The sequence below is a fragment of the Hyphomicrobium sp. genome, assembly GCF_035687085.1.
Classification (GTDB): domain Bacteria; phylum Pseudomonadota; class Alphaproteobacteria; order Rhizobiales; family Hyphomicrobiaceae; genus Hyphomicrobium_B.
On sequence record NZ_DASRYS010000006.1, the window covers coordinates 268,618 to 294,250 of the forward strand.

At 59.3% G+C, this 25,633-nt stretch carries 24 protein-coding genes and 1 tRNA gene; 11 read left to right on the forward strand and 14 right to left on the reverse strand.

Annotation, left to right across the window (positions count from 1 at the left end; all coding sequences use genetic code 11):
* Nucleotides 1-53 precede the first annotated feature (53 nt).
* Nucleotides 54-788, reverse strand: coding sequence for an outer membrane protein (locus VFG26_RS06490; protein WP_325023435.1), 735 nt, complete (start codon nucleotides 786-788; stop codon nucleotides 54-56).
* A 595-nt stretch (nucleotides 789-1,383) separates the two neighbouring features.
* Here VFG26_RS06490 and VFG26_RS06495 point away from each other — a divergent pair.
* Nucleotides 1,384-1,459 (forward strand) — tRNA-Thr (locus VFG26_RS06495).
* A 65-nt stretch (nucleotides 1,460-1,524) separates the two neighbouring features.
* On the opposite strand, the gene VFG26_RS06500 is transcribed toward VFG26_RS06495, so the two are convergent.
* Nucleotides 1,525-2,403, reverse strand: a complete 879-nt coding sequence (locus VFG26_RS06500) for a glycosyltransferase (protein WP_325023437.1) — start codon at nucleotides 2,401-2,403, stop codon at nucleotides 1,525-1,527.
* 72 nt (nucleotides 2,404-2,475) lie between these two features.
* Between VFG26_RS06500 and VFG26_RS06505 the strand changes: the two genes are divergently transcribed.
* Complete coding sequence (locus VFG26_RS06505; RefSeq protein ID WP_325023439.1) at nucleotides 2,476-2,715, forward strand: hypothetical protein; 240 nt, start codon at nucleotides 2,476-2,478, stop codon at nucleotides 2,713-2,715.
* A 31-nt stretch (nucleotides 2,716-2,746) separates the two neighbouring features.
* On the opposite strand, the gene VFG26_RS06510 is transcribed toward VFG26_RS06505, so the two are convergent.
* The 3 genes from VFG26_RS06510 to VFG26_RS06520 all read right to left on the reverse strand — a co-directional run bounded on the left by VFG26_RS06510 (nucleotide 2,747) and on the right by VFG26_RS06520 (nucleotide 4,814).
* Nucleotides 2,747-3,781 (reverse strand): polysaccharide pyruvyl transferase family protein, encoded by a 1,035-nt coding sequence (locus VFG26_RS06510; RefSeq protein WP_325023441.1) that lies wholly within the window; start codon nucleotides 3,779-3,781, stop codon nucleotides 2,747-2,749.
* A gap of 236 nt (nucleotides 3,782-4,017) precedes the next feature.
* Nucleotides 4,018-4,263: a hypothetical protein gene (locus VFG26_RS06515; RefSeq protein WP_325023443.1), complete on the reverse strand. Its 246-nt coding sequence runs from the start codon at nucleotides 4,261-4,263 to the stop codon at nucleotides 4,018-4,020.
* A gap of 365 nt (nucleotides 4,264-4,628) precedes the next feature.
* Nucleotides 4,629-4,814: a hypothetical protein gene (locus VFG26_RS06520; protein ID WP_325023445.1), complete on the reverse strand. Its 186-nt coding sequence runs from the start codon at nucleotides 4,812-4,814 to the stop codon at nucleotides 4,629-4,631.
* Between the two features lie 382 nt (nucleotides 4,815-5,196).
* Here VFG26_RS06520 and VFG26_RS06525 point away from each other — a divergent pair, with 382 nt between their 5' ends.
* Nucleotides 5,197-5,697 (forward strand): hypothetical protein, encoded by a 501-nt coding sequence (locus tag VFG26_RS06525; protein ID WP_325023447.1) that lies wholly within the window; start codon nucleotides 5,197-5,199, stop codon nucleotides 5,695-5,697.
* A gap of 132 nt (nucleotides 5,698-5,829) precedes the next feature.
* A complete protein-coding gene (locus VFG26_RS06530; protein WP_325023449.1) occupies nucleotides 5,830-6,159 on the forward strand; it encodes a hypothetical protein in 330 nt (109 codons plus the stop codon).
* Between the two features lie 49 nt (nucleotides 6,160-6,208).
* Here VFG26_RS06530 and VFG26_RS06535 read toward each other — a convergent pair whose 3' ends face one another.
* The 4 genes from VFG26_RS06535 to VFG26_RS06550 form a co-directional block, all read right to left on the reverse strand.
* A complete protein-coding gene (locus tag VFG26_RS06535; RefSeq protein WP_325023451.1) occupies nucleotides 6,209-6,478 on the reverse strand; it encodes a hypothetical protein in 270 nt (89 codons plus the stop codon).
* A gap of 146 nt (nucleotides 6,479-6,624) precedes the next feature.
* Nucleotides 6,625-6,990, reverse strand: coding sequence for a hypothetical protein (locus VFG26_RS06540; RefSeq protein WP_325023453.1), 366 nt, complete (start codon nucleotides 6,988-6,990; stop codon nucleotides 6,625-6,627).
* 46 nt (nucleotides 6,991-7,036) lie between these two features.
* Nucleotides 7,037-8,251 (reverse strand): efflux RND transporter periplasmic adaptor subunit, encoded by a 1,215-nt coding sequence (locus VFG26_RS06545; RefSeq protein ID WP_325023455.1) that lies wholly within the window; start codon nucleotides 8,249-8,251, stop codon nucleotides 7,037-7,039.
* Complete coding sequence (locus tag VFG26_RS06550) at nucleotides 8,241-11,429, reverse strand: efflux RND transporter permease subunit (RefSeq protein ID WP_325023457.1); 3,189 nt, start codon at nucleotides 11,427-11,429, stop codon at nucleotides 8,241-8,243. The genes VFG26_RS06545 and VFG26_RS06550 overlap by 11 nt, the downstream gene beginning before the upstream one ends.
* Before the next feature lie 272 nt (nucleotides 11,430-11,701).
* On the opposite strand from VFG26_RS06550, the gene VFG26_RS06555 reads away from it, so the two are divergent.
* On the forward strand, nucleotides 11,702-12,628 hold the full coding sequence (locus VFG26_RS06555; RefSeq protein WP_325023458.1) for a LysR family transcriptional regulator: 927 nt from the start codon (nucleotides 11,702-11,704) through the stop codon (nucleotides 12,626-12,628).
* Between the two features lie 22 nt (nucleotides 12,629-12,650).
* On the opposite strand, the gene VFG26_RS06560 is transcribed toward VFG26_RS06555, so the two are convergent.
* Nucleotides 12,651-14,981, reverse strand: coding sequence for an ABC transporter substrate-binding protein (locus VFG26_RS06560; protein WP_325023461.1), 2,331 nt, complete (start codon nucleotides 14,979-14,981; stop codon nucleotides 12,651-12,653).
* Between the two features lie 256 nt (nucleotides 14,982-15,237).
* On the opposite strand from VFG26_RS06560, the gene VFG26_RS06565 reads away from it, so the two are divergent.
* Nucleotides 15,238-16,122: an SDR family oxidoreductase gene (locus tag VFG26_RS06565; protein ID WP_325023463.1), complete on the forward strand. Its 885-nt coding sequence runs from the start codon at nucleotides 15,238-15,240 to the stop codon at nucleotides 16,120-16,122.
* A 249-nt stretch (nucleotides 16,123-16,371) separates the two neighbouring features.
* Here VFG26_RS06565 and VFG26_RS06570 read toward each other — a convergent pair whose 3' ends face one another.
* Nucleotides 16,372-17,283 (reverse strand): alpha/beta hydrolase, encoded by a 912-nt coding sequence (locus VFG26_RS06570; RefSeq protein ID WP_325023464.1) that lies wholly within the window; start codon nucleotides 17,281-17,283, stop codon nucleotides 16,372-16,374.
* Between the two features lie 290 nt (nucleotides 17,284-17,573).
* On the opposite strand from VFG26_RS06570, the gene VFG26_RS06575 reads away from it, so the two are divergent.
* Entirely contained in the window at nucleotides 17,574-18,689 is a 1,116-nt protein-coding gene (locus VFG26_RS06575) for a beta-ketoacyl-ACP synthase III (RefSeq protein WP_325023466.1), read from the forward strand.
* Between the two features lie 43 nt (nucleotides 18,690-18,732).
* On the opposite strand, the gene VFG26_RS06580 is transcribed toward VFG26_RS06575, so the two are convergent.
* Entirely contained in the window at nucleotides 18,733-19,449 is a 717-nt protein-coding gene (locus VFG26_RS06580; protein WP_325023468.1) for a DUF1345 domain-containing protein, read from the reverse strand.
* A gap of 232 nt (nucleotides 19,450-19,681) precedes the next feature.
* Between VFG26_RS06580 and VFG26_RS06585 the strand changes: the two genes are divergently transcribed.
* Nucleotides 19,682-20,113, forward strand: coding sequence for a response regulator (locus tag VFG26_RS06585; protein WP_325023470.1), 432 nt, complete (start codon nucleotides 19,682-19,684; stop codon nucleotides 20,111-20,113).
* 11 nt (nucleotides 20,114-20,124) lie between these two features.
* Here VFG26_RS06585 and VFG26_RS06590 read toward each other — a convergent pair whose 3' ends face one another.
* Both VFG26_RS06590 and VFG26_RS06595 read right to left on the reverse strand, forming a co-directional pair.
* A complete protein-coding gene (locus tag VFG26_RS06590; RefSeq protein WP_325023472.1) occupies nucleotides 20,125-20,793 on the reverse strand; it encodes a response regulator transcription factor in 669 nt (222 codons plus the stop codon).
* Between the two features lie 28 nt (nucleotides 20,794-20,821).
* Entirely contained in the window at nucleotides 20,822-23,185 is a 2,364-nt protein-coding gene (locus VFG26_RS06595) for an ATP-binding protein (RefSeq protein ID WP_325023475.1), read from the reverse strand.
* Between the two features lie 675 nt (nucleotides 23,186-23,860).
* On the opposite strand from VFG26_RS06595, the gene VFG26_RS06600 reads away from it, so the two are divergent.
* The 3 genes from VFG26_RS06600 (at nucleotide 23,861) to VFG26_RS06610 (ending at nucleotide 25,610) form a co-directional block, all read left to right on the forward strand.
* The gene (locus VFG26_RS06600) at nucleotides 23,861-24,667 is read left to right on the forward strand and encodes a glycosyltransferase family 25 protein (protein ID WP_325023477.1); all 807 of its coding nucleotides are present in this window, start codon (nucleotides 23,861-23,863) and stop codon (nucleotides 24,665-24,667) included.
* A gap of 122 nt (nucleotides 24,668-24,789) precedes the next feature.
* On the forward strand, nucleotides 24,790-25,176 hold the full coding sequence (locus VFG26_RS06605; protein WP_325023480.1) for a hypothetical protein: 387 nt from the start codon (nucleotides 24,790-24,792) through the stop codon (nucleotides 25,174-25,176).
* A gap of 23 nt (nucleotides 25,177-25,199) precedes the next feature.
* Nucleotides 25,200-25,610, forward strand: a complete 411-nt coding sequence (locus VFG26_RS06610) for a hypothetical protein (protein WP_325023482.1) — start codon at nucleotides 25,200-25,202, stop codon at nucleotides 25,608-25,610.
* The last annotated feature ends 23 nt before the right edge of the window (nucleotides 25,611-25,633 follow it).

Here is a 25,633-nt window from a genome sequence, read left to right on the forward strand (position 1 = left end):
GCCTGAGCCTGAGTCTGGGTCGGGTGCGGGGCGCGCTGTGCCCCTGCGCCGTTCTATTTCAGCGGGAAGGGTGCTTCATAATAAGTGCCGCTGCCGCCGCCGAATTTGTAGCTGAGGGATACGCGCAGCGTATCGATCGGGCCCAGCGATGTTGCTATGCCGGCGCCTCCATTCAGCTGAGGCGCGTCTGCCATGAAGCGGTCATCGCCGATATCGAAGTGCAGATATTCGGCGGTGAGGACGACGTTGTAGGGAAAGAGCAACTCGAAGCCGCCGCCGTACACGGCTCCCATATCGTTGGAGTGGATCTTCGCCCGCCCGGGAGATTCATCGGCGTCTCTGAACGTATATTCGGCGTCGGCCCAGCCGATGCCTCCCGTGCCGAAGACCATCGCGTTGGGGAAGACGGCATACCCTAAGCGCCCGCGAACGGATCCTATGCTGTCGAGCCTGGCGCTGACGCTATCGACACCAAAGCCATCATCATCGAGGACAGAGCGTCGCGTGCTGCCGGATCCCCAAGACCAGTCGGCTTCGACGCCTAAGACATATGATCCGAATTGAAAATTGTACCCACCTTTTACGCCCCACGTCGGGTTCTGCCGGTCGCCTGAATGAAGCGCGAAGTCTCCGCCGAGGTCGTCGTCGAACAACGTCGCCTTCGGGCCATCGAACACCGCGCTCGCGATACCTCCGATATAGAAACCGTTGAATTCGTCGTCTTGAGCAACTGCGGCCCCGCCGCTGAAAATAAATGCAACTACTGAAAATAAAATGACTTTCCGCATGACTAGACATCCCTCACGCCAAAATCTACTTGCGCTAGGGGTGCCGCGCGAATGGTCAGCGCACAACTTAAACTGGGGTCCGCCGGCAACATTTCTGTGCATCGTTGGAGATGCAACGGGCGAGGCTTTTGAAAATGCGGGGGAGCGCGTGGCCGGCCGCGCGCAAAAAGCAACAATCGGGCGGAGCACTCGAGCGGCGGACGACTTCAGGCGAGATACGGAGAAGGCGCGGCCCGGTGCGCACCTGATGCCGCCGATCCCCGGAGCTCGCGCTGCCGCTGATGTTTCGCAGGACGGTCCTGAGCCCGGCTAGCATGCGGCTTTTTCGCTTAGCCCGCCCAACAACGGGCTTTCAGAACAGGAGATTAGGGCATCGGCGCCACGAGCGGCCGGGCGATACCGTTTGCATCTTGCGATGTTGGAACGGGTGCGCTAGGACGCTCGAACTCGAAGCGCGACGCGCCGATATCCTCAAGGTTGCCCGGCCTCCGGCTGGACCCGCAACCGGATCAGGGCGCATCGATGCTTCAAGTGTGCCTGAAAGCTTTTTCACGCACGACGATCGACAAGCAGCAACCGGCTTTGTCGATTTGATGCCGCTTTAGCTCAGCCGGTAGAGCACGTCATTCGTAATGACGGGGTCGCGTGTTCGAGTCACGCAAGCGGCACCATTCCTGCTCCGGCATTTCCCGGTCCATCTTCTCCGACGCGCTGGCCCGTAAGGGTGCTCGGCGCGTTACGGCACCAAGCCTTCGACGAGTTCGAAAAAGCGGGCGCTCTGCTGTGCGGCATTGAAATGTTCGCGAACGCGCGCGCTGGCTCTGACGGCGAGGCGTTGCCCCAGTTCGGGATCGTGTGCCAGGGCTTCAATGCTGGCCGCGAGCGCAGCGTCGTCCCTCTCTTCGACGAGCAGCCCACTTTCGCCGTCAGTGACGAGCTCTGGGATGCCGGAGTGCCGGGTGGCAATCACTGGAATCCCGCTCGCCATCGCCTCCATCAACACGACCGGGATGCCTTCTTGATCGCCGCTCGCGGCCGTTATGCTGGGGGCGACAAGAAAATCCAGGTCCTTCATCATCGACAGAACTTTGCCGTGGGTCTGTGCACCATGGAAGACGAACATGTCTGCGAGGCCGCGTTCGCGAACCATCGATTGATACCGGTCGAGCAGCGGGCCATCTCCGATCGCGTGTACGCGTAGAGCCGTTCCTTTTTTAGCCAGAATGCCCATAGCGGCGATGAGGTGGGAGAAGCCTTTCTTTTCGGTCATACGCCCGACAAAAAGGATTTCCTGTTTCGGCACACGGTTGTTCGGCCTCGCGCCGATGGAGGCACAATCTACACCCAGGTGATGGACGACAATGTTCTTCATTGTCGTATTACGGCCGAGAATTTCCGCCCAGAGAGCATTGACGCAAACGGCGAGGTCAACACTCGGCGCCATGCGCTGGTAATTGCTCCAACCATGTTTTTGCAGATAGCCAGACACGTCATAGCCGTGAAAAACGACGGCCACTTTGGCTTTAGGAAAATACGCTTCCTTCAGCCGAACAGCGGAAAGTCCCGTGGGGCCGAAGTTGGCGATGATCACGTCTGGCTCGTAAGCGAGCTGCATGGCGACCGAGGTCTCGGTCAGAGTCGGCCATCCCAGTGCCGAGCGATAAACGGCGCACGGCAAGCGCTTCGGATGCGCGGCGATCCCTTTCACGACGCGCTTCAGGTTCGCTACTTCTATGGGACGGCTGTAGATGATGTCGTCGTAGAGCGCGAGGCGCTCAACGACCGGATGCGCGACGCCCTTCGCAAGCTTCAACGCGGCGACGGCGGTCTGATGCCCGGAGCCGATAGCATGGGCAATGTGATCAAGTACGAACGTTTGGGAAATTACGGGAAACGAGCGGTTCAGAAAGAGCAGCTTCATTTCTAAGCGACCATCCCGTGCGGTGTTTCGAGCGCAATCACATTGCGTGGTTCGCTTTCGACACGCGGCTGATCATGTCCCAGAACGTCCTGCGTGTTTTTACCGTGGGCCGCGGGGACTTGCGTGTCACCGGCCGCAAAATGGCGGCGGACAGATCTGTTTCCATGGAGTCGAGGAGATTTTCAGCGCGCTGTTTCGATAGCGATGCCGCATCTTTGGCTTCCTCGCTAAGGCACCACGACAAAGCACGATCCATTGCAGCCGGCGTAGCCGTCTCTGCGTCGAGGCAGATTGGCCACTCGATGGTTCTCGCTTGCGCGGTGACCTTGTCGCCGCCCGCGACCGCGTCGACTGCGAGCACTGGAACGCTGTTGCGAATTGCAAACACGAGGCCGTGCAACCGGTTGGTGATGAGAACGTCAACCCGGCTTATCAGGGCGCTTACGGCCGGGCACATGTCGGGCCCAGACAGGGAAGTGTCATTCGGCCAACGGGTATCGATCTCGATGACGGGCAGCTTCCAGCGGGCAATCAGATCGTCGATCGCGGCCAGCGCTTGTTCATGCCTCTGGCGTTCGCCGTACTCTCCCTGCTTGCGGATGATGCAACGACCCACAACGGGAACGGGCTTCGTATCGACCAGAAACGTGAGGTCGGGCCGCGCGGAAGCATCGGAGTCCCGTTCCAGCAAGGTGTCAAAGGGGTTCCACTCCGAGAGCGGTTTCACCATCGTCAGGTTCAGGCCAATACGGTTGCAGTGGCCGAAGCGTTCGAAGTCGAACTTTCGTTTCTGGAAAAATTCCGGCCAGCAAGGTCCGCAGATCACCAGGAGGTGTGAATAGCGAGCTGGATCTGCATCCCAGGGAGCCACCGCTCCGGGCATCGCTTTGCGAACTCTTTCGCTGTAAGGGGCAACGTCGTAGGCGCAGTTTTGCTGTTCAAGCACGCGCTTGGCAAAATCGAGACACTGAAGATCGCCGACGGTGGAGAAGTGTCCCAGCAAGAGAGCACGCTGAGGCGACGTCAGTCGCGCATGCCCATCCTTCTGGCCGCGCGAAGAATGCAGCGCCATTGCAAATAAGCCCTCCTGCCGCAACTCGTCTTTTCAGACTAGGCCGAAGGGCGGATTTATAAATCCACACGTCTGCGGCACGAGGCGTAATTCAGTTTCTTTCACAGGAAATATCGAAGCGTGCTCCCGCGCCGGTCTCTGCCGCCAAAACGCGGCGAAGCCAACCTGGTGCCCTTGTTGATTTGAAAATGTGCCCAGCGGGACCCGGGGGCGCTTTCCCGCCGACGAATTGGCGCTCAAGCGGCGCGCCAGTGGTGGGGTTCGAGGTTCTCCGACAGGGCTTCGGGTGCCACCCAGCCGCGTAGCACGGCCTGGCGCAGGCGTTCCGGATCGCGAACGCCTTTGTCCGCGGCTTCGAACAGCCGGTGGATCATATCGTAGACCGTGATCTGCAATTCACGATCGGCAACTTCAGTCACCAAGCGATCGAGAACCCGATAAAACGACTGAAGTTCGTCCGATGTGTAGCCGTACATGCGCATTGAATTCCCTCACCGCGATGAGCCGGACCAACCGGTGATCCGAATCATGCCAACCCAATGCGACGGAATCAGAATCGGATTCGGAGCGCTGTACTCTTTTGGATTCTCCCACAAGGAACACACGCTTTTTTAACAGATTTTGCGCGGAACGCGGGCTTCGCGCCGCTCATGATTTGTCAAGGATTTCAAGTCATTGTTCGAAAATAGTTTTGCGTATCCAAAAAGAGGCGGACATCTTGCGATGTCCGCCTCTTTGTTCTTCCGGTGCGGGTCAGAGATGAGGGGCGAGGAGGCCCGGGCCAGCGCTCTGCTTTCGCGCGGGCAGGTTCTTCATCAAGCGGTGGCTCGCCAGCCGCCCTGACCGCCTAGTACTCGTCCTGCTCCTCGACCCGATAATGGTAGGGCATGTTTCCGCAGTATTCGGCGGCAGCCTTTTCGGCGTCGTCCCAGCTCTCGAACGCGCTGCCTATCGTTTCACAACCGCCGCCGAAACATCCCTCGGCGTCGTTCCGGCAGTTCTCACACCAGACGATGACTTTGAATTTCTGCATGTTGGCTTCTCTCCGTTAGAAAAGCCCAAGGCGCTGCTCCCATTCGCGCAATATCTGCTCAGGAAACGCGAGCGATCGTTATCGCCTGCCGGCGTGTGAAGAGCGGTTTGCGCGGATTTTTTACTCGCGTTCCTTTCCACGACAGACTCGGATCGAGGCTATCATTTGGCAAGGAGGCAAAACGTGACCGGGTCGTAACACAGCGCACGGAAATCGCGTTTTGACGGGCCCTTTTGGGCTTTTTGCATGCGGGGAGGCGCATAAAGTCACAGCCGAGCCGGCGTACTGCGCGCGCCATATTCCGTCTGTTAAGGTTTCAGCGCTCTGCCGCTCTTTGGTCCGGCAGGCGAACCGTGTCTTTGCTTCGGGGGAGCGATAGCCCATGAACTTGAGAGTGTCCGCCTTTCTTGCGCTCGGCATGTTTGCGTCGCTATCCGGCGGCGCGGCGGCCTGCACGCTCAATGAGATCCAAAAAGCGGACATGCGGCGCGGGCTCTGCCGCCAACAAGTTGGCATCGCGACCGGATACGCATGCACGTCTCTTCTCATGCAGGCGCAGGTGGCTGACCAGTTCGAGCAGATCGAGTTGGCGCGGCGTTGCGGATTCAACGCAGAGGCGGACAAGCTCGACCGGTTCTATCAGGCGACGACGCCTTACGTCGCCAAACTCTACAGCTGCATCGATACCGCAATTGACCGTGCGGCGGTCGAGACCAAGGCTAAGGAGCAGGTCGCCCAATCACTGGCGAAGCAGCCCGCGGGCTGTCCGGCTGACGTGAAGGAGAAAATGGCAAAGCGGCTGCCAAATCTGATCGAGAGCGTTCAGAGATCGTATCGTGACATCCAGTCGTTGGCCGGCCAAATCGAGTTGGTTCCGGACTGAGCGCTACGCAAGGGCGCCTATACAATTAGGGCAAGTTTTTATTCACTCTAGTTTTGCTCGGGCCACCGCGCGCTAATGGCTTCGTTTAACTTCTCCCGATATGCAGACCGTGAGTGCATTCGGGAGACATCCATGTCGTATGTGAAGTGCGCAGCTGCCGGCATCATGGCGGCCTTGAGTTTTGCCGTGGCGACGTCATCAGCTGAAGCGCGGCATCGCGGCTGCGTGTACGATCCTTACGGCTATCACGCGCCGAGCCGGGAATGCCGGCGCATGGGCTGGGGCTTTTATCCCGCTTACGGGTTCTACCCGGCGGGAAGCTATTATGCGCTGCCGCGCTATCCCGTTTATGCGGTGCCCGTTCCGGTGCCGGTTCCCGTACGCGGGTATCGCGGAACCTACTGCTACTTCGACAATGGATATGATTTGAGGCCGCGCCAGATCTGCGTTCCGGCGTGGTGACAGCGGGGCATGAGCGGGCCTGCTGATCGCAGGCCCTTTTTGTGTGTGCTTAGCGGAAGCGCAGCCAGTCGAGCGGACGAGGCCCGCGACAGAAGTCGCGACGGTGCAGGTAGTAGCAGCGGCGCCCATCGTAATAGTCGTCGCGCGCGAAGGGATCGCCGGCGTAGGTTGCAAATCCGAAGTGCGGGCCGTAGGGCGGTCCGTACCGGTGGTAGCCAAGCTTGAAGCAGCAGTTGTTTCTGCGATGCCCAGCGTCCGCGGCCGGGACCAAAGCGGACAGGCCCAACACGAAGCTGGCTAAGCCCAAAATCTTCAACATGCGCTGCCTCACTACTTGTGCCGACCCCTATTGATTAGAATTGCCGCCATCGAGGCCGGACGCAACGAAGACCGTCAAAGATGGAAAATTCCGCTCCACAATGACGATCTTCATTTGATTAAATCGCGCGGCTTCTGGGCCCCGTGTTACTGCAGGCCGGGAGCCGAAGGGTTGTGCGGCGGAGCCGTTCCTTCCGGACCGCTCCCTGACTCGCCCGTACTGTTTCCCCCGGCTGAATCGGCCGGCAGGCTGATCTCCGGAGGGGGCTGCTTTTCAACCGGAACAGCCGGTGAAGTCGGCGAAATTTGGGAGTTTTTTTCGCTGCCCGGGCCGACCTTGCCCGGTTCGATGCTCTTGCCGCCGCCGGGCGCGTTCGGCGGAATGTCGTTCGCCGACGGCTGGGCGAAGGCTGCTGAATTGGCAAGAAGTGCAGCCGCCAGTGCGGCGCCGGTAAGAATTCTCACCCTCATTGGGACATGATCCTTCCGTTGTTCCATGCGCGGCAAACGCATGGCGGAACATCCCTGTTCCCCACTCGCTGCATGTCCCTCTTAAACATTAGCCCTTGTTGGGAGGCGTGGGCCCGTTGGATGACGAGGGCGCGGTAGAGGAGCCCGGCCGTTCCTTGGCGTTGACGCGGTCGCCGTCGATGATGCCGTCGGGTACGCTCTCAATGATCCTGTCTTCGGGAGCCAGGCCGGACGCGACTTCGACGGTCGCGCCCCGGTCACGGCCAATCGTGATCTGCTTCAGCAGCACCCGATCATCGGGTCCGACCGTTGCGACGCGCAGGCCGGCCTTGTCGAAGAGGATCGCGCTCGAGGGAATGACGAGGACGTCGTGGTTGTTGCCGACGGTGAGATGAACGCTGGCGTAGGCGCCCGGCATGAGTTCTCCGGCCGCGTTGTCGACAACGAGCTGCATGCGTGTCGTACCCGATGCCATATCGACGGCTCCGGATGATGCCTCGACCTTGGCTTCGTATTTTTTGCCCGGCCGTTCTGGCACCGTCAGGATGCCGACAGTGCCATTCGGGATCATCGGCACGTAGGCTTGGGGAACATTGACGTAGAGCCGCAGCTTGTGAACGTCAGCGACGACGAACATCTCCGAGCCCGTGGCGCTGCCGGTATTGATCAGGTTCCCGACGTCGGTGTTGCGAACTGTGACGATGCCGTCGAAGGGGGCGACGATCTTTTTGTACGCGGTGAGAGCCTTCAGGCGATCAACGTTGGCCTGCGCGGACTTCACCATGGCGTTCTTGGCTTCCAGGTCGGCCTTCTTTTCGTCAGCCCCTTGTTGGGTGACGTAGCTGTTGGGCAGCAATGCCTGGAAGCGCCGGTTGGTGACGTCGGCCAGCGCAGCGTTCGCCTTCGCATTATTCAGGTCGGACTGCGCCTGGGATAGCTGCTGATCGAGGTCGGGCGCGTCGATGGTTGCGAGCACGTCGCCGGTCTTCACGCGCGTGCCGATGTCGGCATTGCGGCTCGATACGTAGCCGCTGACGCGCGCGAACAGTGCAGCTTGATAATAGGCATCCAGCCGGCCAGGGAGATCGAGTATGCCGATGCTCGGCTGGACGGCCGGCGGCGCTACGATGACGGCCGGGACCGCACGCGCCGCAGATTTGTTCTTGAGCTGCGCGACGCTTTGCTGCCGGCTCGTGATGCCCGTGAACGCGAGGAATGCAGCGCCGCCGATGAAGAGGATGGCGACGAGCGGCATTTTCCAGCGTGAGCGCCGCGGCTTATCGCCGGTCTTCTCAGGCAGCATGAAATTCTCCCGGGGTTGCACGTTGCGGAGACGGCGAGCTTGCCGTCTTTCGGCGGTGCATCAGGCTAAAGATAATCGGCACAATGAATAATGTCGCGGCTGTAGCAAACAAAAGGCCGCCAATAACGGCGCGGCCTAGCGGCGCGTTCTGCTCGCCGCCTTCGCCGAGCCCCAGTGCCATCGGCGCCATGCCGATGACCATGGCGAGCGCTGTCATCAGCACGGGACGGATGCGCACGAAACCGGATTCGAGAGCAGCCTGGATCGGATCGCCGTGTTCGGCTAAGCGTTCGCGGGCGAAGCTCACGACAAGAACGGCGTTTGCGGTTGCAACGCCCATACACATGATGGCGCCGGTCAAGGCCGGCACCGACAGTGTCGTTCCCGTGATGAACAGCATCCAAACGATACCGACGAGCGCTGCAGGAAGCGCCATGATGATCACCAGGGGGTCGGCCCAGGATTGGAAGTTCACAACAATCAGGAGATATATAAGCACGATCGCGCCGGCGAGGCCGAACAACATTCCGGCATAGGCGCCGTTCATGGTGCGCACCTGTCCCAGGAGGACGGCGGTTGCCCCTTTGGGAAGGTCCCCCTTCGTTTCATCGACGATCTTTTGAATATCGGCGGCGACGGCGCCAAGGTCGCGTCCTTCCGTCGTCGTCAGGATCTGCACCATCGACTGAATGTCGTACTGCGAGACGACGGCGTTGCTCGCCATGCGCTCGACATCGGCAACGGCGCCGAGGATTTGCGGGGCCGGCGCGCCGTCGGCGGTGATCGGCATGTTTTCGAGCGACCTCAGCGAGTCGAGTTTGTACTGCGGCGTCTGGATCACGATCGGGTAGGTGACGCCGTTACTCTTATTTAGCCAGTAGACGGGATTGACCTGGCTGGTGCCTGCGAGGCTTGTGCTCAAACTCGCTGTTACGTCACGCTCGGTCACACCGACATACTGCGCGCGCGAGCGGTCAACGTTCACCTTGAAGCCAGGGTTTTCTCGTGACTGCTGGATACGTGCATCGGCGACGCCCGGAACGAGCTTGATCTTTCGCAGGATCTTCTCGGCGTAATCGAAAGCCGGGTCGAGCTTAGGCCCTCTGATCTGGAGATCGATGGGCGTCGGCGCGCCAAAGTTTAAAATCTGGCTGACGATGTCTGCCGGCAGGAACGAGAACGTCGCGCCGGGGAAGCGCTTGGGCAACTCGTCGCGAAGAATTTTTACATATTCGGGCGTTGGGCGATGGCCCTCATTAAGTGCAATCTGGATGTCACCATCCTGCGGGCCGATCATCCCGGTATTGTTATACGACGTGTTGATGCCGCTGACCGGCATGCCGATGTTGTCGACCATCGCGCCCAAGTCTTCCGGCGCTATGATCTCGCGAATGGCATCCTGAATCTGTGCAAACTCACGGGCGCTTTCTTCCACACGCGTGCCGACGTCGAGCCGGACGTGCATCAGAATCTGCCCGGAATCGACGGCTGGGAAGAAGTTGCGGCCAAGGAAGGGCGTCAGCAGGAATGATGCGGCGATGAAGCCGAACGCGAATAGCAAAACGATCGCCCTGTGCGCCAGCGCGCTTTCCAGCAGGTTGTGATAGCCGAGGCGCATTTTCTCGAAGCGATGCTCGAAACCCCGCTGGAACAGGAGGAAAGGATTGCGCGTCGGCCGCGTCGCCGCCTCGTGATCGTGCGGCTTCAGCAGGTATTTCGCCATCGTCGGCACGAGCGTGCGAGACAGGATGAAGGAGGCGACCATGGCGAAGACGACCGCTTCGGCCATCGGCACGAAGAGGAAGCGCGCAACGCCTTCAAGGAAGAACATCGGCACGAAGACGATGCAGATGCAAAGCATCGAAACGAAGGCGGGCGTCGCGATCTGATCGGCGCCGTCGAGAATGGCCGTCTCGACGTCCTTGCCCTGTTCGAGGTGGTAATTGATGTTCTCGATCGTCACGGTCGCTTCGTCGACGAGAATACCGACCGCCAGCGCCAAGCCGCCGAGTGTCATGACGTTCAGGGTTTCGCCCATCGCAGATAACATTGCGACAGATGCCAAGACGGCGAGCGGAATGGAGGTTGCAATGATGACCGTCGATCGCATGCTGCCCAAGAACAGCAGGATCATGATGCTCGTCAAAGCGGCGGCGAGGACGCCTTCGTGAATGACGTTTTGAACGGCGGCGCGGACGAAGACGGACTGGTCGCCAAGGAACGAGATCGTCAGGGCATCGGGTAAACCGGGCTTGATTTCGGCAATCTTGTCTTTGACGCCCTGAATAATATCCAGCGTCGAAACCGCGCCGTTTTTCAGAACCGACAGCAGCACCGAGCGGTTGCCGTTGACGTGCACGATATTCTGCTGCGGGGGATTGCCGTCGCGCACGTGGGCGACGTCGCGGATGTAGACCATCGCACCGTTGACGGCCTTGATCGGCAGGTCGCCCAAAGCATTGATATCCGACGGCGCGTTGTTCAGCTGCATCGTGTATTCGGTGCTGCCGATTTTCTGAGTGCCGACCGGATTGATCAGGTTCTGCGCGGAAAACGCGTTGGAGACGTCCTGCGCGGAAAGACCCTTTGCGTGCAGTGCCGTGTCATCGAGGTCGATCTGGATCTGGCGCGTCTTGCCGCCAAACGGATACGGCACCGCGGCTCCTGGCACGGTTACGAGCCGCGTCCGAATGTTATTCAGGCCGAGATCCGAAAGATTTTGCTCGGTCAAGCCCTCGCCGCCGAGCGCCAGCTGCACGATCGGAACCGTCGACGCGCTGTAATTCAGAATAAGCGGCGGCGTCGAACCGGGGGGAAGCTGCTTGAGGAGTGTTTGGGATACCGCGGTGACCTGGGCGTTGGCGGTGCTGATGTTGACGCCGGGTTGGAAGAAGATTTTGACGACGCCGATGCCGTTGTACGAGTTCGCCTCGATATGTTCGATGTCGTTGACGGTCGTCGTTAAGACGCGTTCGAATGGCGTCACCACGCGTCCGGCCATTTCGTCGGGTGGAAGCCCGGTGTATTGCCAGACGGTGGCGATGACCGGGATGCGGATTTCCGGAAAGATATCGATTGGCGTGCGGAAGGCAGCCAGACCGCCGGTCAGAAGAATAAGCAGGGCCAGCACGACAAACGTGTATGGCGACCGCAGCGCTATTCGCACCAATGCAGCCATGCTTCAGGGATCTCCACTCGCCGGCTAGAGATAAAAAACCAGCGGCACCTCACGCCGGAACCGGCAAGGACGCTTGATTCCGTCTGTTGAAACGCATCTTCAGTAGGCGACGAAAGCGCGCGGTCGGGCACGCGCAGGCGCGAGAATTACTTTACGCCGTCTTAAGGTTGGACGGCGCAACGCCTTCCGCCACAAATGAGGGTCCACGGCTCATCTGTCCAATAGTATGTTTGAATGCTATTATTCTGTTTTTCAGATGAATGGCGGCCGATATGGACCTCAAGCAACTCGAGCATTTCATTGCGGCGGCGGAAGAGCAGCATTTTACGCGCGCGGCACGGCGAATGAATATTGTTCAGTCGGGCCTTTCGGCTTCCATTCGGGCTTTGGAGCAGGAAATGGGTGCCGCTCTCTTCGTGCGCACCACGCGTCGGGTTGAGCTGACGGTGGCGGGTCGCGCCCTTTATGACCGTGCGCTGCAGATCATCGCGGGGGTGCGGGAGGCACGTCGTGCGGTTGCTGCCATTAACGGGTTGGAGAAGGGGAGTTTGAGCATTGGGACATGCGCGAGCCTCAATGCCTTTTTCGATCTGCCGCTTCTGCTCGGGGAATTTCACGCGCTGCATCCGGATGTGGATATCCGTCTCTGCCACAGCACGGCGGCGCATCTGATGCAAAAGGTCAAGGACGGCAGCATCGACCTCGCCTTCCTGCCGCTGTACGAGAAGAGCCGCGAAATCGTGTCGCTGCCAATTGCGTCCGACCGGCTGGTGGTTGCCCATCCCCTGGATCATCGGCTCGCAGGGGGTGACTGCGTTTCGCTACAGAGCCTCGCAGGCGAGACCTTCGTTGATTTTCAGATCGACCAGGGAACGCGGCGGATCGTCGACCGGGCGTTCGCCTCGATCAGCGTAACCCGCAAGACCGCACTCGAGGTCGGCGACGTGCAGGTGCTTCTCGATCTTGTCGCGCGCGGCTTTGGCATCGCCCTCGTCCCCTGCACGTTTGTAATGGCGCGGGCCGCAATCCCGAAGGTTCCGAAAGTCGCGATCACGGCACTGAAAAAGCCCGGGATACGATGGGAGCTCGTGGCTGCGTTCAGCGGGCGCGCCGGCGCAGCGCAGTTTCGCAATCCGGCGGTGGCGGCATTCACCGAGGTCTTGAAGAAGGTACGTACGGAAACGCCGCTATTTTCCTGATCAACCCGGAAGCGCGACGAGCCTAGGTGGTGCTTGCCTGATAGACATAATAGGCCATTGCCGCGACAGCTGCCGGTACCGCGACGATGTGAAGAAAGACAAGGCTTTTACCCAGCCAACGGATCGGCTCGATCCTCTTGTTCTCGCGGGCGATCGTGATGGCGATGATCACGCTCAGCATGAGATACGTAAAGAGGAACATCCGGTCGGAAAGCGTCTCCGTGTTGGCGTCAAGCTTAGGTAGCGCCAGATACAACGCGACGGCGGAGAGCAGCGCCGTCACCTGTATCGTGACGATTGCTTCGAAATGATGCCGCGAAATGAAGATCGACAGATAAGCGATGATCAGGATGAAGCCCAACGGCACGACGACGCGTAAGAAGTAGTCCGTCGTTTCGCGTTTCATGAGCCAGGCGAAGCTCGCCTTATAGAATGGGAAGACACTTGGCTCCAGCGTCTGCGCGTCGACGGTGCGCACGAAGTCCTCGTCATAGCCGACATACTGGTCTTTCGGAGTCCAGCCATCCACCGAGACAACGTGGTCGCGGATTGTTTGCGGCGGCGGCTGCACGATGAATGGGTTGCTGCCGTTCTTGGGCCGCAGTTCGATCGCGAAACGCTGCGTATCGAAGGGATAGTTTCTAAGGTCGGGCGAATACACAAACTTGCCGGTCACCTGATATATCTTCATGTGATCGGGGTAAGCAGCGCTTTTGCTGCCGTCGTGCAGGGCGCGCACGGTGATCTGGCGTTCGTTCGAGCCGGGCTCCAGATACGCATTGGCGAATTCGATCTGCTCGATCGATGCACCGCCGCGGTCGTTCATCGAAAGATAGAAATCGGCGAAGAACGTCTTATCCGTATCGTCGATGCGCTCGGCGTGAATGAGGTCGATATCGGCATAAAGCGTATCTATGCGCTGCAGCGTGTGATCGCGCAGGTGCAGGAACTGCAATGGCGCGAGCTGTGTCTGGCTTCGCCCTTGGGGCAGCATCAGGATGAGCGGTGTGCGCGCGGCTGCGCGGGAGGTTGGCTGGAATGACCAGTTGTCGAACTCTCCCCTGAAGATGCCGCGCCCTGTTGCGTACGCGGTTTGGAGTTGATCAACGATCAGCTTGCGAATTTCTGATATTTGGGCGGTGGGTTCCGCGGAACGTGCCGCCTGGGCTATGAGCCTGACCATGTCTGCGTATTGGGTGCCAGTTGCGAGGGCGCGCATGTTGGCATCATCGAGCACTTCGAGCGGGATGTCTTCGTCACGGGGTTTGCATGTCCCGTCCTTCCAGCCCGGTGCTCTCGCATTCTTCCGACCCGCGAAAAGCCACTGGCCTGGCGAGGCCGTGCTCCAGATCAGCTCGCGCAGCCTTTCATTATAGACGCCCGGCAGTCCGTCCCAGGCGAGCTGATAGACATCGTTGGGATAGGTCTCGGCGCTGTTGCCAGCGAGCGCATCGATGCGTCCGGATATGAACAGCGGCGGCGTGAAGCCGGCATCCTTGAAGGCTCTCACGACGTCTTTCATGCGATCGCCGCCGACGCTCAAGAAAACAATGCCGACGTTCTTGGATTTCAGATCGGCGACTGCCGCGGCGACTTCGCCGTAGTCGAGCTTTTCGTCGACAAGCCGCAGGCGGCGGTCTGCGGTAAGGCCGCCTGCGAGATATTTGTTCAGGCTATCTCCCAGGTTGGTGCTTGCCAGCAAAGATCGAATGCCGATGAAGCCCGGCCGCTCCAGGTGCGATTCCTTCACGAACTCGGCGATGACCGGCATGCGCTCCTCGTCCTCGGAAGCGCGTGACGTGAAGACGTTGGGGTAATTTCTTATGATTTCGGTCACGGAAATATCGGAGACGAAGGGAATGCCGCTCGCCTTCAGATCCTTGCCGCTGGCATCGAAAGCGGCCTTGGCCCGGGTGGCGTTCGACAGGCCCACCATGGCAATCGTCTGCGGGTCGGCGATGGCCGTTGCGAAATTCCCTGCTGTTAACTGCTGGTCACGACGATCATCAAGGAAGTTCACGATGATCCGGCGGCCTGCAACGCCGCCTTCGCGATTGATCCGGTGCTGGGCGAGAGTGGTCAGACGTTTGATGGCTGTCAATTGTCCGTTGTCATAGCAGTCATCGGCTCTTGTGGCGACGAAGACCTGCATGACGAGGGGCGGCCGCTGGGCGGCTTCGGCTTCGGCAGTGGCATTGCCGTTCGATGATGTAAGTAATCCTGCCGCCGCAAATGCCGTCGCGAGGGCTGTGAATTTTGTGAGAAAGGACTTCCGGCGAAACGCTGTCGCCCAGCCTCGAGACAATGCCGATTTCACATTCCCACCCGCTTCTTCCGGGGTGGCAACCGCCACCCGAACTCCCCACGGCCGCGCGCAACGCGTTCGTCATCCCAACGCGTTTATAACGGCCCTTTATAAGGAGGCGGAGAAATTTGGTTTGTGTGGGGCGCATTCCGGGCGTGGCGCGGCAGTTGGCGTACAGCCGCTCTATCTATTTGAAAAGCTTGGGATCCGAGCAGCTGGGTTAGGGGTTAAGTGCCTTGCACGGCCGAAGGGCTTTCCTTACGGTCGCCCGTATCTCGCAAATTTCACGGATGCACACTCAAATATGAAGAACAGCACGGCCTCCTGGCGGTCGCTCTTTTGGCCCTGGTGGTCACCGGCCAGTCCTCAAGACGTCATGGTCGCGCGCAGGGCGGTTGCGCATTTAAGACCGGCGGTCGTCATCACGGGCGGGGGGAGCGGTATCGGACTGGCGCTTGCCCGGCGCTTTCTTCAGGCCGGTCACGACACGGTCCTTGTCGGACGCAATGCAGCCAAGCTCGAGGCTGCTGCACGTTACCTCAAGCCGGAGAAGGGGGCTGCCGTCACAACTGTTGTTTGCGACGTGAATGAACCCGAGGCGCTGCAGACGATCAATGCCCACTTGGCAAAGGCCGGGCTTTATCTGGACGTTCTCGTCAATAATGCGGGAATGGGTTTGTCTGGACCCTTCCTCAATCAGTCGCAACAAGACATCGCGCGATTGATCAGCATAAACATCGCGGCCTTAACGCGCCTTATGCACGCGGTGCTGCCGGACATGCTGGCGCGTCAGCGCGGTGGCGTTTTGAATGTGGCCTCCCTTGGTGCGGATGTTCCAGGTCCGAACCAAGCCGCTTACTACGCAAGCAAGTCCTTTGTTGTTTCGCTGACGGAGGCCGTTGCGAGCGAGTACTCCGGCCAGGGGGTGAGAATTTCGGCACTGTTGCCGGGGCCGGTCGATACGGCTTTCCACGAGGAGATGGGCGCAGACGGCGCACTCTACCGTTTGGCGTTGCCTTCAATGACGGCGGATAGCGTGGCGCGTAGCGCCTATCGCAACTTCATGTTCGGTACGCGGGTCATTGTGCCTGGCATTTCCAATATTTTCTTTTACGTGGCGCTTCGCATTCTGCCTCATACCATCACCGTACCCCTTGTTTATTGGCTGCTGCGGCGGCCAGAGGCTTAAATCAGAGTTAATTCGGAGCGCGTACCACGCAATATTTAGGGACATTTGCACTATAGCAACTAATTCTGGGCTAAGAGTAGAGGGGCTCTGGAAGGAAGTTTCGCGTATCTGGAGTTCCCGACGCGGCTACGCTTTGCAGGTCAAACGGGTTCGTTCGAACTTGATAGACCAGCGCGTGGCCGCGCTGTCATTCACGGTGAGGACTGCGCGGCGTGGAAGGCGCATTTTGCGGTCGTCATCGTCTCCCTCTCAGGCAGCCGCCATGGCTTGCGTCTCGACCGCACGCTCAGCGCCTACGCTTGCTGCAATGCGCGCCGCAAACGCGGAGGTCTTGCCGACCACGACATGACGCTGCTTGTCGAGCGTGATCATGTGATAGCTATCTTCCACGACGACCAGTTCCGTGGGCGCTGCGATGTTCGCCTGCACGTAGAGCGCGTTGTCCAGGTTGGCGTAATCGTCCTCACGCGAATGAATGATGAGCACGGGCTGCACGATCCTTTTGAGGATCTTCTTGGCAGTTGCTGCGAGGCGGCGGTGTTCCAGCAGCATGGCGCCCGGTGTTCCGACGGTGCCGAGATCCGAGCCGTCGGAGGCAGCGAGGGCGGTACGAACGAATTCGCGGACGCGGGGGCACTTGATGCCGAGCGAGGGCGCATCGGGAAACTGCATGAGGTTCGCCATCCAACGGGTGCGGACGAGGGAGAAGAGTTTCGTGTACCAGGGCATGGCCCAGCCGTTGATCCAGAGCGTGGGCGAGAACAGCGCGACGCCCTGAACTTTGTCGCGGTTGTTGGCTGCGAGGTGAAGCGCGATTAGGCTGCCGAGGCAAAGGCCGCCGACGATTACCGTGTCGCATTCTTCGCGCATTTCATCGAGCGCAGCTTGCGCGCTCTGGTACCAATCCTGCCAAGTCGTATTGACGATATCCTGACGGGTGCCGCCGTGGCCGGCGAGCGTTGGGCAATGCACCGTGTAGCCGGCGCGCGCGAGACCCATTGCGATGAAGCGCATTTCAGCAGGTGTGCCGCAGAGGCCGTGAATGAGTAGCACGCCTGCCTTTCCGCCTGGGATGCGATAGGTCGTATCCTTGGGAGTTGCTGTTGCACACGCTGTCTGGCCAACCGGATCTTGCGTCAACTTTGTGATCTGTGCGGACATGGCGTTTCCCTCCTCGTTTGTGAGACGAGGTGTAGGTTCTGGAGGGATGGCAGGCTGTTCCGCGGGCGACAGGGCCTTACCGCCCGAGCGATGGAATGCTGAGCGGAGTTCCCAACGGAACACCGTCCTTGAGCGCCGCAGGTGTTTGCCAGCAAAGAAAACGTTCTGGGGTGGGTCGAGCGGTCCCTTGTTAAAGGCTGCTTTTTGGGCCAAAGGCTGTCGTCAAAACGCCGGCGCTGATCGTGCAGGCCAAGATTGATCCGCTGGAATAATCGAAATTGGGAACGCTCGTGCCTCAACCCGTCATCGCCGCAACCGGCATTTACGTGCCGCCCGATAGCATTTCGAACGAGGAACTCGTTTCGGCCTTCAATACCTTCGTGGGCGAGTTCAACGCGGCCAATGCTGCCGCGATCGCGGCAGGAGATCTTGCGCCGCTGCTGCCGTCGTCGGCGGAGTTCATCGAGAAGGCGTCCGGCATTAAGTCGCGCCACGTCATCGACAGGGCAGGCATCCTCGATCCGGCGGTGATGCGCCCCATCATCCCCGAGCGGCCGGATGAGGCTCTGTCGGTTCTGGCGGAGATTGCGGTTCACGCCGCTCGGGACGCCATCAACAACTGGGGCGGCGATATCGGCGACATTGGCGCGGTGATCTGCGCCGCGTCGAACATGCAGCGCCCGTATCCGGCGATTGCGATCGAAGTTCAGAATGCGCTCGGGATTGGCGGCTTCGCTTTTGACATGAATGTCGCCTGCTCGTCGGCAACCTTCGGCATAAAGACCGCAAGCGATTTCATTTCCGGCGGATCGGTCAAAGCGGTGCTGGTGGTCAATCCCGAGATCTGCTCGGGCCACCTCAACTTCCGGGATCGCGACAGCCATTTTATCTTCGGCGATGTCGCGACGGCTATTATTCTCACCGATGCGGAGCTGGCGCCGCAGGGTTGGAACATTCTGGGCACGCGCCTCAAGACGCAGTTCTCAAACAACATCCGCAACAACTTCGGCTTCTTAAACCGCTGCGCGCCGGAAGGGATCGGCGCGCCGGACAAGCTCTTCGTGCAGGAAGGCCGCAAGGTCTATCGCGAGGTCGTGCCGATGGTCATCGAAATGATCATCGAGCATGCGCGCGATATCGGCATTGACCATCGGGCTCTGAAGCGGCTCTGGCTGCATCAGGCGAACATCAACATGAATGAGATGATCGGGCGGAAGGTCCTGGAGCGCGAGCCTGCAGCCAGCGAGAACGTCATTATTCTCGACACGTTTGCGAACACGAGCTCGGCGGGCTCGATCATCGCTTTCCACACGGCGAGCGCTGACCTCGCGCGTGGCGACATTGGTCTCATCTGCTCGTTCGGTGCGGGCTATTCGGCGGGCACGGTCTTCGTCGAGAAACGCTAGGCTGCATCTTCCCACCAAACTGTCGTCAGGTGCTTTTGCCCGCTCAGACCATGCTGGCGGCAAGGTTGATCGTCAGCGCGAGCACCATCGTGTTGAAGAAGAAAGACACGACGGCGTGGAGGATTGTGAGACGCCGGATCTCTTTGCTGTTGATCGAGACGTCGGATGTTTGCGATGCGGCGCCAAACGAGGTCGAGAAGTAGAAGAAGTCCCAGTAATCGGGCGTGGTGTCATTGGGGAAAGCCAGGGGATAGATGGGCTTTTCGCCCTTCTTAGGGAACTGGCGAGGCGAATAGTACTCGTGCGCATAGTGGAACGTAAACGTCACCTGCGTCACCAGCCAGGAGATGACGATGGTGGTCGCGGTGAGGCCCGCAATGAAGAGCTTGCCCTCGTTGGTTGCTCCCTTGGCGACAGCGAGCAAGCCGAAGATCGCGGTGAAGCTCGAGACGATTGCGAGAAGAACCAGCACGAGAATGACGACGCCGCTATCGTCCTGGCGTGCGGCGCGCGTTCGGATGGTGTCGGAATGACATTGGCTCATCAAGCGGAAGGATAGAGCGAGGTATGTAATCCCGCTCAGGCACCATGCGATCGCCTCGCGGACGGCGGGGTGTAGCGATGAGGGCAGCAGTAATATCGCGACCACGCCGATGATAGCCGCCGCAACCACGCGAGGCCGCAAGATCAGCGAACGGCCTATCGAGCGGGGACTGTACCAGCGGGCGCGTTTGCCAGCCGTCGTGATTGCATCTGTCATGCATAAGATCCTGAGGGGTTTGGCGACGAGCGTGTTGCCGACAAGGCTCTGCCGAGGCCGGCTTAGGCCCCGGCGCGACGTCCGCGGCTTACTCTGAATACTCCAATTTGCGCTCGTGACGAACGGTGCCGTCGACTAGACCGACAAGCCTAGGGCCTCCCGCTGACTAGGTCGTAAGGTAAAAAAGGCCTCATATCCTGGGCGGGAATTCGCAGAACCAGGAGGCCGCCTGATGTCCGGAATACCCCTTGCGGCAACCGGCTGTGCTTCGCTGGCGCCGGCGGGGCAGCCTGCGGCGCGCCCATTGATCGTCGTCATCGAAGATGATTATCGCTCGTCCATGGCGCTCACGATGCTCATCGACGACTGGGGTTATTCCTGTATTGCAGCCCGGTCGTGCCGGGAAGCGGTCCAGACGCTCGGCACGCGGTTGACGAAGGTTTGCGGGATTATCACGGACATAGAAATCAATGGAGAGATGCGCGGTATCCGCGATGCCCTCGCGCTCGCCGCATCCATCGGTCATCCGGTTCCCACCATCGTGACCACGGGGCACATGGAGCTTGCTTGGCATTCGTCGCCGTTCCCGATCGTGGGTAAGCCGTTCGATCCGGACATTCTGCATCAATGGCTCATTCACAATCTGGGGCCGGCGGTAGGTTGAAGACGCGGAGCCTAACTCCGCGTCGCGAGTTCGGTGCGGTTGCGAGCGCCGAAATGGGAGAAGAGGGCCGCAAGATGGATCTTCACCGTGCCTTCGGCGATATCCAGCTCACGCGCGATCTCTTTGTTCGAAAGGCCCCGGCGGACACAATCCAGGACATCGCGCTGGCGCGGTGAAATGGCTTTGTTTACGGCTCCTCCGCCGGGGTCCCCTTTTGCGGCCGGTGCTTCGTATGCTGCTGCCCGTGCATTTTGAAATGCTCCGTTTCCGGAGGTCATAAAGCGGGGCACGAAAACGCGTCCATCCAGAATGTCACGCAGAGCACCGACGATCTCGTCATCGGCCAGCGACTTCGGCACATAGCCGTTCAACCCCATGGCCACGGCTTTGACAACATCGTTGCGCTCTTCCGATCCTGAGACGATGGCAACGCGTATGGCTGGATAGGTGTCTTTGACGACGCGCAGGCCCTCGGGCCCTGTTATTCCAGGCATAGCCAAGTCGAAGAGTGCGAGTTCTACGTTTGGCGTCTCGGCGAGGCGATCGAGCGCGGTGTCGAACGAGGACGCCTCGATGACGGAGCGAAAACCCATACGATCACGGAGAAGAAAGCCGAAACCCGACCGGTAGAGGCCGTGGTCATCGGCGACCAGGACTGTATCACGCTGCGAGACTGGCATCGTATCTCCCAATAGCTTTGCGCTCAAATTAGCTGGCACTTGCGTTGGCTCCTTGGCTGGCGGGCGAACCCATTGTCGCGTTTTTTTGTGCATTAAGAAGTGCACTGAGCGTCGCGGCAATGAGTTCGGGATCCGCAGGCTTCGTAAGCCACGGCCTGCCGGACTTCGCCAATATCGCCAACGTAGCAGAATCAGTGCCGCCTGACAGAATAACGGCCGGAATATACGTGTTCAGTTTAGCTGCTATGCGTTTGATGAATTCGAGACCTGTTTCCCTGTCTCTGAGATCGAAATCCAAAACCGCAGCGTCTATGGCGAGATCCTCGTCCAGTGCTGTCTCGGCCTCACCGGCCGACTGGAAGCCGAACGCGAGATTGCCGCGGTCTTCGAGATCTCGCACCAAAGCTGCAACGATGAGCGGGTCATCATCGATGACAAGGATCCGCGTGCCGTAAATTTGCGTGGCCGGTTTCGATGCAGGAACAGGCCGGCTTGTTAGCCCCGCCATAGCACTTTGGGGCAGCACGATGGTGAAGCGTGAACCCCGCCCTGTGCGTGACGTGACAACGATCTTCATGCCGAGAAGCTCGGCATACCGGCGAGCGATGGAAAGGCCGAGCCCCAGGCCATCGTTGACGCCATAGGCACGTTGATCAGCGCGTGAGAATTCTTCGAATATTCTTTCGCGTTGTTCGATGGGGAGGCCCGGGCCTGTGTCGAAGACGTCGATCACGCGCTCGCCGCCCCGATCGCGCACGGCGAGGATGACGCCGCCGTGCTTCGTGAACTTCAGCGCGTTCGAGACAAGATTGCGGATGATGGTTTCAAGCAGAGCCGCATCGGTTTCGAGTATCCAGTCGCGCGAACGACTTCGAAACTTCAAGCCATTGTGCTCGGCTTCGATCTTCGATCCGACCGAAATTCTCTCGATGATTTCGTCAACGGATACGAACGTCTTTGACGGCTCGATGAGTTTGGCATCCAGTCGCGAGACATTGAGGAGCGCATCGAACATGCCCTTCAGTCCTCGCAGGCCTTCTTCCATTTGGGCGACGAGCGTCGTTGCCTCTTGCCCATTGACGCGACGGGCGAGCGCGCGGGCGAACAAAGTCAAGGCGTGGAGGGGCTGCCTCAGGTCGTGGCTCGCGGCGGCGAGGAAGCGTGATTTGGCCTCAGTCGCAAGCTCGGCTTCGGCCTTTGCGCGCTCAAGGCCGATATTCTGTTCCGCGAGGCGCTGCGTTCGTTCACGAACCTGACTTTCCAAAGACTGGTTCGCAGCGGCGAGCGATGTCCGCTGCGCATCGAGTTCTTTCACGAGCGAGCGCAGGGATTTTGACAGGATGCGTGCTTCCTCGTAGCCGCCGACCTGGGGAAATTCCAGGTTTTGGCCGCGGCGCAGTCCCTCTGCGGTATCGGCAAGCTGAAGCAAGGGCTGCGAGAGCTTGCCTGCGAGTATCCATGCCAGCAGGGCAGCAAGCGCTGCAACGATCGCGCCGCATACCAGAATATTCATTTGCAGGCTGCGCACGGGCGCAAATGCAAGCCTTTGATCTTCGCGCACGAGGACAATCCAGCGAAGGCCGGGATAGGACCGGTAGCCATCACTTTTGGAGAAGCCCGTGACATAAGAGGCGTGGTCTGGCCACTGCTCAACGGCAAAGCTCGCATTGCCCGGCCTCGCGGCGCGTATGCTTGGAAGGTCCAACGTCTTTCCCGTGATGTCATCGGGGCCGAACAGCACTTGGTGTGCTTCGTTGAGAACGATGACGTCGGCGGGTATGGCGGCTTGCATGCTGCCGAGAAGCGTACTGCGCATTTCCTCCGCCCATTCGGCGCTAAGCGTTGCTCCGAGCACACCGAAGTTTGAATCTGCTTCGGATATCGGGACTGCGAGATCGATAAAGTCGGATGCCGTGTGGCCGTCGCGAGAAGGCTGCGTGAGCATTGTTCCAGCCGGGATCTTGACGTCTCCGACGTAGGGCTCTCTCAGTCCTTGCTTGAACCAAAGCTGGTCGTTGACGTGGCGCCCCTCGTATTCGCCGTGCGTGGCGCTCAAGATCTTTCCATTGAGATCGGCAAATCCGATCCAGGAATAGTCGGGGTACGCACCTTGAAATCGCTCAAGGGATGCGCGCAAGGCTTCGGGCGTGTCCGTCTTCTGCAGGATTTTGCCGATCGCTGCCATGTTGTCGAGCGATTGAAGCCGCTCAAACATCGCCCGGTCGAGTTTGTCTTGCATTTCGTCAGCGAGCAGCGCCAGGGACTGTCCGATCTCCTGCTCGAGCCTGCTGACGGCATCGCGACCGATGACATACGAGATGGCGACTGTGAGGAGCAGCGCGACGAGCGAGATCGCCGCTGCAATCAAGACTTTCAGAGATACTCGACGCATAGGCTCACGATTTTTTCTGCTCAAGCGAGGAACGCCTGAGTTCGATAGACGCGAATTCTCGCCGGATTTCCGTTTCCCTTCGAAATCTGCAGCAGCGCTGCCTTACGTGGGCCGTCCTTCTTCTTGGGCAATAGGCCATGCGGCTTAGCGCATGGATCACGTCCCTAGACCTCCGGGCTGAGTGGCACCTGCGGCTCAACGGGGGCAAGAATGCTTTGCTGAGCGGGTCCATGTTCCTATCGTCACTTGGTCTCTCACGTTAGGCTGATCCGCTCGCCAGAAGCGAGCGCCGTCCCTCACCCACCAAAGCGCCGCTTCGACAGCAGGGGCTCGGCTTCCCCCCGAGCCGGGCCCCGTTCTTTTATCGACTCGCAACTCGGCGTGAACATAACTTTTCGTAAAGTGTGACTAAAGCACAGCGGCCCAACTTGGCTGGGCCCATTGGAACAAATGCGTTGTGCGGCCAATCGCTTATTCGGGGCAATCGGCCTTGGTCGGCTGTCCCAACGCAAACGATAATTGATTTCCCCACGTTCAATTCAGCATTCTGATGATCAGTAGAGAGAGGAAGTGTTGACGGGCAAAACGCCCTGCATAAAGTGCTCACAAGCTTCATAAAGCGGTTTGGAGGGCGTCGAATTGGACCCAACGTCAATACCTGAACCGCAGATTTTCTTGATCAACCTCGATCGCTCAGCGGACCGTTTGGCGTTCATTACGGAGCAAGCCGCGAGCTTGGGCTTTGCTTTCGAGCGAATTCCTGCCGTCGACGGCCGCAATTTACCGGACTGGCTGAAGAGTGAATTTCCGGCCGATTGCAAGATGGGTCAGGGCGCCATCGGTTGCTTTGCTAGTCATCTTTTGGCGGCGCAAGCTGTCGTCGCCCGGGCGCTGCCTTTTGCAATCATTCTCGAGGACGATGCTGAGCTTCAGCCAGGCTTCGTGAGCATAGCAAAGACGGCGATCGCTGCTCTGCCGGACAACTGGGACTATCTTTATTTTTGTTCGGCCGGAAAGAAATCGGTGATCCGTGTGTGCAGCATCGGATCTGAGCACTCGGTGGTGAGGTATACGTGGGCGCCGGCCAATACTGTAGCTTACGCTCTATCGAATAGGGGCGCACGCAAAAGGTTAGCAGTCATGCCGCGTGTCAGGCCTATAGACATCGATAATCGATTTGCATGGCAGCAGAATTTGAAAATCTATGGCGTATTTCCTGCCGTTGTGAGGCAACAGCGGGAGTTTGTTTCGACAATCAAAGGCGCAGGTTCCGGTGTTAGATGGGAGCCGTCGCCTCTGGCGATGTTCGCAGGTTATTTTTGGACCATCAGGGAAGTCGGGGTGCGAAATTTCTTCGCTGCCGCTTTTATGAACTTGGTCAATTCCGCCAGGAAGCGCTTCGACGGCATTCAGCGTATTGCGATTATTTCCGATTTGTCGGGTTTGAATGCGCGGAGAGAGCCTGCGCATCCGGATGGATAAACAATGTAAACGTACTTCCGTCTCAAACTTTACTGCGCGTTTTTACAGTTTGTTTTGCCGCTCATAGCTCCTGTCAAGCCGGGTTTGCTGGAGTTGGGCGCGATTGCCAATGAGGTAGGGTGTTGTACGGCATCACCATCATAAGCCTGCTCGTTATCATTGTGGTCGGCACGGTCATCGGTGCGCTAGCGGGCATGGTATTCGGGAATTCGATGAACCCCAATGCACTCCTCGCGGTTCTCTCGGGGCTGTCAGGCACGGTGGCGGGAGCGGTGACGCGCAATACGCTGGTCGAACTCGGGATCGGTGTTGGTGAGTTCGAAGAGGCGTTGCCTCTGACGGTTTTGCTGTTTGCCGTAATTGCATCGTTTGCCGGCAGCCTCGCTGGCTTTCAACTTTCCGTCCTCGTTCACGAGCCATTGCCGTTCTGGATCGGCGCTTTCGCCGGCTTCTTCTCCTCAATTCTGACAAGCCTGCTCGTCATCGCCTACCATATGTCTCCGCGATAATCTGGGGCTCGGCCGGGGGGAAGATGGCTTACGCGATCAAAGCCGCAGTTTGTGACGTGCGAGCGAAGACTTTCGCGTTCGCTGCGCAGAAGACGATGTATGGCGGAAAGCACGTCCGAGAAGGCGATACAATTTTTGTATTTGCCAGCGAAAACGAAGGCGGCCCTGGCCTCATCGCGCGCGGGGTCGTCACGTCCGCCGAGGCGATTGCCAAGAAGGATGGCGTCGCCCGGCAAACACCGCGCGTCAGTGTCTCGATTAGAGTGACGGCATTCGCGAAGCGGCCGTTGGGACGAAACCAGCTTAAGCCGTTTACCGACTGGGACGATGGTGAGCCCGAGACTGAGCTGAACTTCAAATTCTATCGCCAAGCGACGAACAAGATCGTCGGGGTTTCGGATGAGGCTGCCGCGTTTCTCAGCCGGTTCTTCTAGCGGCGTTTGGAACCTCCGATATT